The following is a 10,430-nucleotide window of genomic DNA, read 5'->3' on the forward strand; positions in this document are numbered from 1 at the left end:
GAAATTGCCACCAAACAGCACGTCACTATTAGTTTCGGGGCGTCGCGCTCGTTCGCTAGACAGTGTACGATGAATTGTGTAAATTTTTCCCGTTCTTGAAAGATGCGACTGACAATGACCGATGACAAGCAAAAATCTTCAATCCCGAACAATCAGCAACGGGTGGTATTCTGCGACTTTGACGGCACGATAACTGTTGAAGAAACTTTTGTCGCAATGCTCAAGCATTTCGCACCGGAACTGTCGTCTCAACTGATGCCTGAAATATATGCTAGAAGGCTGAGTTTGCGATCAGGAGTGCGGCAGTTAGTAGAGTCTATTCCCTCGGAATGTTACGGGGAAATTGTGGAATTTTCTAGGGGAAAGCTGATGCGACCGGGATTGTTGGAATTGCTGGATTTTTTGGACGAGAAACAGGTAGATTTTGCGATCGTTTCCGGCGGTCTTCGGATCATGGTAGAGACGGTAATGGGCGATTTGGTACACCGGGCGAGCGTTATTTACGCTGTGGATGTGGACGCTAGCGGCCCTCGCTTGCAAGTCAATTCTGAGTTTGAAGGAGATGAGGAATTGGTGTCTAAGGTGCGGGTGATGGGCCAGCACCCGGCCGAGGAACAGGTGGCGATCGGAGATTCTCTGACGGATTTTAACATGGCTTTGCAGGCTTCGTCGGTGTTTGCGCGCGATCGGCTTGCCCAGTATCTAGACGAACAGCAAAAGCCTTATACTAAATGGGATAATTTTTTTGACGTGTTGGAAAATTTGTCCCACAAATGGAAGTGAAACTATACCCTTTCTCAAGAAAAGCTATGTGTGTATTGCTAAAGTGTGCACTGCCCACCCTGCGTTTAGATAAGCCAGGGCAATTCCTATTAACTGACATCTTGCACCATTGTCAATAAGCCTTTCACGAGCGGGCTCTCCTGCCCAACCCCTACTCCCCACAAGAAAGTTTACTCTTTGTGGAACAGGCCGGAAAGCCTGTTAAGCGAGAATGGTGCAAAATGTCACTATTAACGTAAAAAGTAGATTAAAAGCTGAGGATTTGTAAAGAATGAGTGGCGATTTGAGATCGGATTTAATTGCAGCAGCCAAACATTTTTACGATCGCGGTTGGATGGTTGGGACTGCTGGCAATCTTTCAGCCCGCTTACCAGATGGCAGTTTTTGGATTACTGCTAGCGGCCGCGCGAAAGGGCAGTTAACTGAAGACGATTTTATCAGAATGAACTCAGACGGCGCAATTGTCGAGCAACCTGTTCCCGACAGCCGCCCTTCGGCCGAAACCAGCATTCATTTAGCCGTTTACAATTGTTTTCCAGACGCCAAAGCTTGCTATCACGTCCACTCGATCGAGGCAAATTTAGTTTCTCGGCTAACCGCAGGAGATGCAGTGCCTTTACCGGCGATCGAAATGCTGAAAGGTTTGGGGGTGTGGGAAGAAAACCCGCAGGTGGCGATACCCCTATTTGCAAATTATTTGGAAGTGCCTAAAATAGCCAAGGAAATTCGCGAATTCTTTGCCGTTTCAGCGGCGTCTGTACCCGCTTTGTTAATTCGCGATCACGGAATCACAGTCTGGGCAGACTCGCCAGCGGCCGCCTACAATTACGTCGAAATTGTAGAATACATTTTTCGCTATACGATCGCAGCCCGCCAATTAAATTTAGATGTGAAATTTTAGAGGAGAGATTGAGCGGTGCATGAATTCCGAGGCTTGGGAATTTGAGATTAGGAAACGAGCAAACATCGAGAAGAGACAACAATTATGGCTAAATATACGAGAATTTTATCCCTAGATGGAGGCGGAATTAGAGGGATTATCCCCGCGCAAGTTGTAGTTAGCATTGAGTCAAAGCTGCAACAAAAAAGCGGCAACCCAGAGGCGAGAATAGCTGACTATTTTGATTTAATCGCGGGAACAAGTGCGGGAGGAATTTTAACTTGCATCTATTTGTGTCCCGATGCCGAAAATCCCACCAGACCTCGCTGGACAGCCCAAGACGCTCTTAATTTTTCGATTAACAGCGGTCGCGACGTTTTTAAGAGTTCATTTTGGAAAAAACTCAGATCTATAGACGGTTTGATAGATGAGAAATATCCGAGCGATAGCTTAGAAAAATTCTTTTTGGAAAACTTTAGAGATTGCCAACTCAGCCAACTGCTAAAACCTTGTTTAATTTCCAGTTACGACATCGAAAGGAGAAAAGCTCACTTTTTCGATCAAATAGATGCTAAACAATATCCAGCAGAAGACTATTTTATTAGAGATATCGCCAGAGCCACATCTGCCGCTCCCTCTTATTTTGAAGTTCCCAAAATCTACTCTTTGACAAACGAATCCTACGCTTTAATTGACGGGGGAGTATTTGCAAACAATCCCACACTTTGTGCCTATGCAGAAGTTAGAAATAAATTCAGAATTCCCGACGATCGCCCCGACAAAGGCCCGACAGCAAAAGATATGGTAATTTTATCGCTGGGGACAGGAGAAGCTCAGAAAAAATTCCCCTATGAAGAAGCGAAAAATTGGGGTCAAGTTGAGTGGGTTGAGCCTTTGATTAATATCATGATGACGGGAGTGGCTGAAACTGTAAATTATCAACTAATTCAAATTTATGATGCGGTTGAAAGACCGAATCAATATTTGAGAATTACTCCCGATTTGAGCCACGAAGAACCGCTGCCGATTGATGATGCCTCGGAAGAGAAAATATCAGACCTGCTGAGAATTGGCAAGGAGCAAGCCGAAAAGAATAATGAACAGTTGGATAAGTTTATCGACTTGTTACTTGCGGAGTAGTCCTAGAGTTTTAGTCATATTGTAGGGTGGGTTGGGCGCGGCGATTAAGTTAAGTCACCAATAAATAAATCTTAAACCGCGCCTAACCCACCAACCGCAGGGCTGAGAGACAAAAAATATATGTTGACAAATCGTGCAATAATTGCTGTACAATTGCGTAAATCTCTATTTAGTAATGCTTCGCCCTGTTTGCAATTAATCGCGAGCCGTCAGTAATTGGTTAAAAAATACCAAGAAAAGCGCGATCGACATTTAGATGAAACCTTCAATAACAGGTGGTTTCAGCGTTTTTTTGTGACGTTGTTCCTGGGTGGCCAAGTGCTGCTACGCATCATCCAAGGCAGAATTGACCGCCGCAAAATCATGGAACATTTAGTAACAGTAGGCCTGGATTCTTTCCGATCCGTGCTGCTAATAGCCTTTTTTGGTGGCATGATTTTTACCTTTCAATCAGCCAGAGAATTGGTTCACTTTGGGGCGGTTGGGGCGGTGGGAGGTGCTTTTGCTGTGGCATTTTGTGGGGAATTAGCACCACTTTTAACGGCGGGCGTGGTGGCGGGACAAGTGGGTTCGGCTTTTGCGGCGGAGATAGGAGAAATGCAGGTGACGGAACAAATAGACGCCCTGTATATGTTAAGAACAAATCCGGTTGATTATTTAGTAGTGCCGAGGGTGATAGCTTGCTGCATCATGCTGCCGATTTTAACAATTTTTGCGGTAGCAGTGGGGATTTTGGGCGGGCTGTTTGTGGCGGTGAATTTTTATGAGTTGGAACCATCAGTATTTTTGGAATCGGTGCGGACTTCTTTGGGGCCTTGGGATTTAGTAACTGTGGCGATTAAGAGTTTTATTTTTGGGTCGATAATTGCCCTTGTCGGTTGCGGTTGGGGGTTGACGACGGCGGGCGGAGGGAAGGGAGTAGGTCAAGCTGCAACGGCTGCGGTGGTGACTTCGTGGGTGTTTATTTTTGTAGCGGATTTGTTTTTATCGCTGTTGATGTTTTACGAGTTGGGGATTATGAGAAGTTGATAATCTTGGCGATTCTAGCAGGAGTCAGGAGTCAAGATGCTTAAATATTAAGGGCTTGAACAATCATCAACGCCCTACGCCGCCAAGGCGATTGCTATAAAATAACATGAAAATTTTTTTAACCGCAGATGAACGCAAATAAACGCTGATAAAATTGCATCAGCGTTCATCCGTGTTCATCCGCTGATATCTGCGGTTTAAAACTCTCAACTTTAGATGGTAGATTGGAGAAAGGAGGGCGATACACTCGAATTGCCTCAATAGGAACTTTCCCATCTGTTTCGGGGACGATTTCGAGGATGTGTTTGGAGTTGCTCAAATTCTGAGCCAATGTTGTAGAATACTCGCGGCTTGAATCTGTAATTTGTGGAGGAACGTATGAATCAACAAACATTGGTCGTACCTGCCAGGAAATTTCAAAGCCTTTAGGCGTCGGTTTTTTAGAGTATTCATAAGAATTTTTCAGCCACCAGTTTCTCGGTTCAATCACGACGCGGCCAGAGTTTGAGACAAACATTTCGTCGTTTGTACCGCTGCCGTCGTAACCTGTTTTAGAACCTACAATGTCAAATTTAAACTTGCTGGCGTCGCTGTTAATCTCAGTAATTATGGCTTTCCAATCTTCTACGATTAGCGGTTTTTGGCTGGATACTTGGAGAATAGCGGGCCAAGGAACGCCAAGGCTAGCGCTAGGTCTGGTGATGCTGTAAAGTTCAGGAAATTCTGAGGGTTTTTTGCCGTCGATCGCAATTTTAGCAGAAATTCCCTTGCCGTTGAAGGTTTTATCGGCGATCGCATCTATTCTATTTCCTTCCAATTCTAAAACCAACTTGCCATCTTGCCACTTAACATCGCGGCCAACGGTATAGGTTTTAACTAAATCCTGCGGCGGTTGAGGAGAATTTGGCTTGTATCGCAGGTGTGGTTTAATGAGAGCAGCTAGGAGAAAATTTCCCCAATCGTTAAGGTGAATTTCATCGCTCAATAGCTGTTTTGGCTGCAAGCGATTGTCTTTCAAATACCGGAGCCAAGGTTCACGAATTTCGGCGATTTCGCAGCCGTATTTATCGGCCAACTCAGGCAGCCATTTAGTAGAATGAGTGTTGTGCCATTCGTATCTTTTGACTTCTTCGGGCTCGTCGTTGTTGCCTGTCGGCAGCCACTGGATGTGGTCTGAATGCAAGAGTATTTCGCTAGTAGTGCGGCGGCGGACATTGGCAATTATGGCTTCGTAATCTTCACCGCCTCCGTAGACGTGAAAAATTAGTAAGTCTGGATAAAAAGGATACAAATCATGTTCGCTGGAACGGATTAAAATTGGGGCGGCAAATCCTCCGATTGCCCGATTTTCCACAATCAAATCTGCATTGGGAAATCGCTGTTTCAAATCCTGCGCTACATCTTGCCACCAATCTTGCTGAGTGATGGATTGACCGTAGAATAGGATACGCACTTGGCGGCGGTCTGTTGGAGTGCTAGCCGCAAGTAGCCCCATCGTCCTTTGAATTTTCGCTCCAAAACTAGCATTATTTGCAATAGGAGCGGGTGGGGGGAATGGCGTATCGGCGGCTATTTTTTTGATGAGCGGAACTAACAGAAAGCTCATACACAAAAAAAGCAGCCACAAGTAGCGATAAATCTTGGATTTTCTGCTATTTCCTTGTTGTTTTGCCATTGTTTTATTTTTCCCTGTCCGTTTCACTTCGCTCAAGGCGACTGTGGGATGAATGCTAGGCTTCTATCAGTAGCTGTAGCCTGCTTATGGGCGCACCTCACCAGTAGCTGTAGTTTAGCCTGTATGGAAATATATTACCAAATTGAGCGAGACAAAAGGTGATATAATGCCAGCTAATTAATTGCAGGAGATCGATCGCACGTCAAATGGATTACAAAACAGCCCGCAGTTTTCTGATCGACCAAGGAACCGCCCTGGAAACCAAGAAAAATCCCGACGCCTTCCTGATGCGTCTCAAACAAGGTCAACCGCCCGTACCCGGACAGGTGACATCGATTTTATTAGCTTTAAAAATATTGTTTGAGGGTTTGCAAGAATCTCCCATGCTCGATCGACAATTAATCTCGGCACTGCATTTACTGTCAGTAGAAGGTTTGCAGCAATTTGAAGCTGGACTCCGCAGAGGAGTTGCTTGGCCACCGCTGCTGAAGGAAGACTTAAATCGAATTGCGATCGCAGTCAGGAATATCTTTTCCGGCGTCTGGCAATAATTTAACTGAGTCAACTCCGATGTTTAATAAGAGAAATTGTCACACTCTACTACTCGCGAAAGCTTTCGAGGGATGCCAAAAGATCTGGCAGTCCCGCTAGCGCCGCCGACACCAAAGCCTCATCTTTGTAAACTCGCGATCGCACAATTCGGATACTTTTGGACACAGAAGTGATAGAGCCTCGCTGTTCCGAATTTGCAGTTTCAACCTGCCCTAAATTTTTTGTTTCTCGCGTCAGGCTAAACATAGCAGTATCCTCAATTAATCCCTAGATATGCGCCCGTAAAATTTCTCAGGGCTTGCTCCATATTTTTATTATTACTCAGATAGGTAACAGAGATGAAACCATGAAATAATTATTCACGATAGTCAGGGATGAACTTAAACTACATAACTACTTTTATTGATTTGTTACAGGGCGCGTTTGTTTCAGCCGATCGCCCACAGCGACTCAGACACCAGGCAGCAAAAGCAAAATCACCGATTTCACAGGAGGAACGCGGATCAATGATGCTAACTCTTAGTCCAGCAACAGTTATAGCTCACATCAGGCCGACTGTCGAAAGCTTGCACGACGGAGACTACCGCTACCGAGACTCCTTTGCGATCGATCGACCTTTCAGAGAAATCCAATTTCGCAAACAAGACAGATACATCACCGGCAGCGATTCAGACAAACGCACGGGCAAAAGTTACTGCTTCCGGGGCATCCCCCAGCAGAACAACATTATTAACATCACGATAGCGATCGAAATTTCCCCAAAAACAGCACAGCAAACCCAGTGGAAATTAGCACCGGGAAACCCCATTAATTTCGACAGGTTTTATCCCCTGCAAGCAGGGCCGGGATTAGAATTGTACAAATGTTTGACAGCATTTTTACCAAACTTGAAGGATTAGTTATTCGTTACTTATTAGTGGTTATTTCTTAATCGCTTTGGCTTGTTAATAACCAATAACATTCTTTAAGAATTAACAGTTAACATTCAACAGTCAACAGTCAACAGTCAACAGTCAACAGTCAACAGCCAACAGTCAACTCCCTAAGAACCAGCATTTTCCAATTCTTCCCGCAGCATTTCCCGGTAGACTTTCGGCAAACGAGAACTCATAGAATTATTCTCTATTCCATATCCCAAACTCGTCCAAGTTCCCGAAAGCATCCGCAATACGTCAGTTAATCTTTCCTGCCGCAACATCTCAGGAATATCAGCTTTCCAAAACTTGCGATCGCTCAACCAAGCATAAACCACAGCATCCTGATCTTCTGGTTCAAAACTGTAATCTTCCCAGAATAAAAAATTAGCACGACGCGCCTGATAGCGCTTAGCCTTCTCCTTCCAAGTCGTAGTCAGAAATTGATACCTGCCCGCTGCCGTAGTACACTTACCTCGATTCGGGCCATTAACAATCTTCACGCACCAGTCAGGATGGCGGCTCAAATCTAATATATATTTGCCACCGTAAACAACGTGATAAGGTCGAGCAACATTCGACTCGCTAGCAGAAATAGTACGCATCAGAGCTCGAATGTAAGGATCTCCGGTTTTTATAGCCAGCGGCGGCAATTTTCCCACCCCGCTTGCCGACTGGGACAACTGCTGATTTCCCCGCAAACTGTCAACCAAAAAAACACCGCCGCCAATCACAGCGCCGATTAAAAGTATAAATCCGAGGATTTGAATCTCTGATCGCCTCAGCAAACCTCTTTTTCCACGGCCCAATTTCTCAGATTCTAGCCAAGTCATTTCCATTTCCGAAATTTCGACCCATTTTCGAGCCACCCGCATCCGGCGCACCCGAAAATCGTATTGATATAGGGGGGCCGCTAACAGCGTTAAACTCGATAAAGCCCCCGCCAATTTGCTCAGCCAGAAATCTAATTCACCGGCTACCGCAACATTTGTTAGAGTAGATATTCCTGTTAGCAACTGAGCCGGCTCGATCGATCGCGCGGGCCAATAAAAAATCGCAAGTTGCACCAACAGCGACAGATTAAATGCAAAAAAAATCACTACAACAGCATTCAAGCCTTCTCGCAAGTGCGATCGAATACCAGTGTGCCTGCGCTTGAACTTGCGCGCAACGCGAAAGCGCCCCGGCAGCATAATTAGTAAGGGATTTAAGATTTTGACTGCTAAAAAGTGACAAACAAAAAACACCGGCAACTGAATCAGCCAAGCCGCCAGCAGTAGAGTCAGAAAGCCGATATCGTCGCTGACAAAAGGAATGCCCCTGCGAAGGACAAAACTAAAACTCAGAGCGAGAGCAAATGCCCTTAACCACGAAATCGGATAGGGGAACCAAGCTGGCCACTTGAGAGTTTTCATGCTGGGAGAGGGAAATTTCAACGGCGAATCGTAAAACTATTAAGATTTTGCCAGATTTGGCGATCGGAAAATTGTTGTAGGGTGCGTCAGCCCCAATCTTTGATCCAAATCACATCTTGCACCATTCTCGATAAGCCTTTTTTGGGCGGGCAGGATGCCCAACCCACAAGAAAATGCACTTTTTGTGGAACAGGCCGGAAAGCCTGTTCTTGACAATGGTGCAACATCTCTGATCCCAATCAAAGTGTTTTTTGTCTGACGCACCGAACCCAAGCGAGGCTAATTCAATCAAATCACACTGGCAAACAACTCCTCAAAACTCTTTTGCGGAGCCTCCGACTTCGCCACAATTTCCACAATCTTGTTGCGAGAAGTCGGCTGAAACAGCGCCTCCACGCACACTTGGGCTACCTTGGTGCGGGGAATGCTGCTCTCAAACATTTTGTCCGCACCAGTCATGACGATCGCATCTGAATTATCCTCATTTTTGAGACCGCCCGGACGGACGATCGTATAAGTTAAGCCGCTTTTTTGCAAATACTCCTCGGCTTGCTTCTTCCAAACCAGAATCAGCCAGAACAAATTCAGCGGGTGAAAAAACTGAGAGACGCACAGAGAAGTCACAAGCACAAAATGCTCAATGCCCTTAGCCTTAGCTGCATCCACCAAATTTTTAGTACCTTCAAAATCCACCTTGTAAGGCGCTGTCGGGTCAAAACCAGGGGCCGCCCCTGTCGCGCACAGCAATACCGTACTATCGCCGATGGCATCGCCCAGGGAAGTGGCATTTAATACATCCCCAGTCACTAACTCTGCCTCCGGCGGTAAAATTTGCCTCGCTGTGTCTAGATTTCGGACTAAGGCGCGCACGGGAATACCTCGCTTGACCAATTCTGCGACGATGCGGCGGCCAGTCTGACCTGTGGCTCCTGCTACAAATGCTTTCATAAGTCGAGTTATGCTGAACTAGGGTAAGTTTTGTTGCTATCAATTTCTCAATTGTAGGGAGGAAACTCCCTTAACACATCCCCAACCCGATCAATTGGCGTGCACACCAGGAGAGCATACGATGAAGCAGGATTCCGCTGAATATCAAACTGTTGAAGCTTCTGACGAAAATTACTACCCAGATGCGAGTTTCGGGCAGTCCGAAAGTGGAAGCGCGGATGCAGGAGAGGAAGTTGAGCCGATTTGGTTTCACACCCATTTTGAAGACAGCATGGAGATGTACGCGGATGCGGAGACGGTGGCGAACCATTTGAACAACCACAAGAGTTGGTTTTGCCAGTGCGCTTCGCCGATGAAGGCCGAGCCGATCGGCGAAAACGGCTATGATTTATTAATCGGGCGTTTTGGGGCTTTCGGCTACCGTGTTGAAGCGAGAATTGGTTTAGAGTTGCTGCCGCCGGATGCTGAGGGCTGCTATTTGATTAAGACTATTCCGGTTCCGAATTATACCTCGCCTGGGTATGAAGTGGATTTTCGATCGGCGATGAAGCTAGTGGAGATACCCTCTCAGGAGTTTGCCGCCGATTGGCCGAGCTCGGAACGTGCTAAGCTGCCGCCTGCGATTACCATTACTACCTGGAAGCTGGATTTGGCTGTGGGGGTTTGCTTTCCCAAGTTTATTCGATCGATGTCTCAGCCTTTGATAGAAAAAACCGGCGATGCGCTTTTGGAAAAAATTATCAAACAAGTTAACCGGCGCTTGACTTATAAAACTCAGGTTGTTTTTCACGAAAGTTTGGGCATTCCTTTTCCGAAAAATCCTAAGAAACATTAACAATACTTACGCTTTAACCTGTACTGCATTTAAATTGTATGTTAAGTGCAGGAGCTCCTGCCCAGCCCCTACTCCCCACCAGAGTAAAGATTTATTTTACTCTGCAATTTAAATGCGGATTAGCTTAACTCACATTTGTAGGGTGTGCACTGCACACCTTACTCATAAGTGCGATCGTAATAACTGGAGTTTAGACTAAAAAACGAGCGCATCTAAAAGTAGCTGCCTTTAAATATCCGGCAAGCTGTTACTCCAAAAC

At 45.8% G+C, this 10,430-nt stretch carries 11 protein-coding genes; 7 read left to right on the forward strand and 4 right to left on the reverse strand.

From position 1 onward, the window contains the following. The first annotated feature begins 102 nt into the window (after nt 1–102). The 4 genes from QUA70_RS19335 to QUA70_RS19350 all read left to right on the forward strand — a co-directional run bounded on the left by QUA70_RS19335 (nt 103) and on the right by QUA70_RS19350 (nt 3,832). The gene (locus QUA70_RS19335) at nt 103–783 is read left to right on the forward strand and encodes an HAD-IB family phosphatase (RefSeq protein WP_333328356.1); all 681 of its coding nucleotides are present in this window, start codon (nt 103–105) and stop codon (nt 781–783) included. A gap of 271 nt (nt 784–1,054) precedes the next feature. Continuing rightward, nucleotides 1,055–1,684 carry a methylthioribulose 1-phosphate dehydratase gene (mtnB, locus tag QUA70_RS19340; protein WP_333328353.1) on the forward strand — a complete coding sequence of 210 codons (630 nt, stop codon included), beginning with the start codon at nt 1,055–1,057 and terminating at the stop codon, nt 1,682–1,684. A gap of 84 nt (nt 1,685–1,768) precedes the next feature. Beyond that, a complete protein-coding gene (locus tag QUA70_RS19345) occupies nt 1,769–2,803 on the forward strand; it encodes a patatin-like phospholipase family protein (protein ID WP_333328350.1) in 1,035 nt (344 codons plus the stop codon). 216 nt (nt 2,804–3,019) lie between these two features. Then, nucleotides 3,020–3,832, forward strand: a complete 813-nt coding sequence (locus QUA70_RS19350) for an MlaE family lipid ABC transporter permease subunit (RefSeq protein WP_333328346.1) — start codon at nt 3,020–3,022, stop codon at nt 3,830–3,832. A gap of 166 nt (nt 3,833–3,998) precedes the next feature. On the opposite strand, the gene QUA70_RS19355 is transcribed toward QUA70_RS19350, so the two are convergent. Beyond that, nucleotides 3,999–5,507, reverse strand: a complete 1,509-nt coding sequence (locus QUA70_RS19355; RefSeq protein ID WP_333328343.1) for an SGNH/GDSL hydrolase family protein — start codon at nt 5,505–5,507, stop codon at nt 3,999–4,001. A 206-nt stretch (nt 5,508–5,713) separates the two neighbouring features. Here QUA70_RS19355 and QUA70_RS19360 point away from each other — a divergent pair, with 206 nt between their 5' ends. Continuing rightward, on the forward strand, nt 5,714–6,058 hold the full coding sequence (locus QUA70_RS19360; protein ID WP_333328342.1) for a Dethiobiotin synthetase: 345 nt from the start codon (nt 5,714–5,716) through the stop codon (nt 6,056–6,058). Between the two features lie 49 nt (nt 6,059–6,107). Here QUA70_RS19360 and QUA70_RS19365 read toward each other — a convergent pair whose 3' ends face one another. Beyond that, nucleotides 6,108–6,305: a hypothetical protein gene (locus QUA70_RS19365; protein WP_333349303.1), complete on the reverse strand. Its 198-nt coding sequence runs from the start codon at nt 6,303–6,305 to the stop codon at nt 6,108–6,110. Between the two features lie 260 nt (nt 6,306–6,565). Between QUA70_RS19365 and QUA70_RS19370 the strand changes: the two genes are divergently transcribed. Then, the gene (locus QUA70_RS19370) at nt 6,566–6,958 is read left to right on the forward strand and encodes a hypothetical protein (RefSeq protein ID WP_333349305.1); all 393 of its coding nucleotides are present in this window, start codon (nt 6,566–6,568) and stop codon (nt 6,956–6,958) included. 143 nt (nt 6,959–7,101) lie between these two features. On the opposite strand, the gene QUA70_RS19375 is transcribed toward QUA70_RS19370, so the two are convergent. Both QUA70_RS19375 and QUA70_RS19380 read right to left on the reverse strand, forming a co-directional pair. Then, on the reverse strand, nt 7,102–8,388 hold the full coding sequence (locus QUA70_RS19375) for a glycoside hydrolase family protein (protein ID WP_333349307.1): 1,287 nt from the start codon (nt 8,386–8,388) through the stop codon (nt 7,102–7,104). 288 nt (nt 8,389–8,676) lie between these two features. Then, on the reverse strand, nt 8,677–9,336 hold the full coding sequence (locus QUA70_RS19380) for an NAD(P)H-binding protein (RefSeq protein ID WP_333349309.1): 660 nt from the start codon (nt 9,334–9,336) through the stop codon (nt 8,677–8,679). 121 nt (nt 9,337–9,457) lie between these two features. Here QUA70_RS19380 and QUA70_RS19385 point away from each other — a divergent pair, with 121 nt between their 5' ends. Further along, on the forward strand, nt 9,458–10,171 hold the full coding sequence (locus QUA70_RS19385) for a DUF1997 domain-containing protein (RefSeq protein ID WP_333349310.1): 714 nt from the start codon (nt 9,458–9,460) through the stop codon (nt 10,169–10,171). Nucleotides 10,172–10,430 lie beyond the last annotated feature (259 nt).

Source organism: Microcoleus sp. LAD1_D5 (genome assembly GCF_036702115.1).
GTDB lineage: Bacteria > Cyanobacteriota > Cyanobacteriia > Cyanobacteriales > Microcoleaceae > Microcoleus.

Excerpts from the sequence above, each read along its gene's own strand:
- QUA70_RS19360 (WP_333328342.1), top strand. The coding sequence starts at position 5,714 with ATGGATTACAAAACAGCCCGCAGTTTTCTGATCGACCAAGGAACCGCC.
- QUA70_RS19345 (WP_333328350.1), top strand. The coding sequence starts at position 1,769 with ATGGCTAAATATACGAGAATTTTATCCCTAGATGGAGGCGGAATTAGA.
- QUA70_RS19375 (WP_333349307.1), bottom strand. The coding sequence starts at position 8,388 with ATGAAAACTCTCAAGTGGCCAGCTTGGTTCCCCTATCCGATTTCGTGG.
- QUA70_RS19365 (WP_333349303.1), bottom strand. The coding sequence starts at position 6,305 with ATGTTTAGCCTGACGCGAGAAACAAAAAATTTAGGGCAGGTTGAAACT.
- mtnB (WP_333328353.1), top strand. The coding sequence starts at position 1,055 with ATGAGTGGCGATTTGAGATCGGATTTAATTGCAGCAGCCAAACATTTT.
- QUA70_RS19335 (WP_333328356.1), top strand. The coding sequence starts at position 103 with ATGCGACTGACAATGACCGATGACAAGCAAAAATCTTCAATCCCGAAC.
- QUA70_RS19380 (WP_333349309.1), bottom strand. The coding sequence starts at position 9,336 with ATGAAAGCATTTGTAGCAGGAGCCACAGGTCAGACTGGCCGCCGCATC.
- QUA70_RS19370 (WP_333349305.1), top strand. The coding sequence starts at position 6,566 with ATGATGCTAACTCTTAGTCCAGCAACAGTTATAGCTCACATCAGGCCG.
- QUA70_RS19355 (WP_333328343.1), bottom strand. The coding sequence starts at position 5,507 with ATGGCAAAACAACAAGGAAATAGCAGAAAATCCAAGATTTATCGCTAC.
- QUA70_RS19385 (WP_333349310.1), top strand. The coding sequence starts at position 9,458 with ATGAAGCAGGATTCCGCTGAATATCAAACTGTTGAAGCTTCTGACGAA.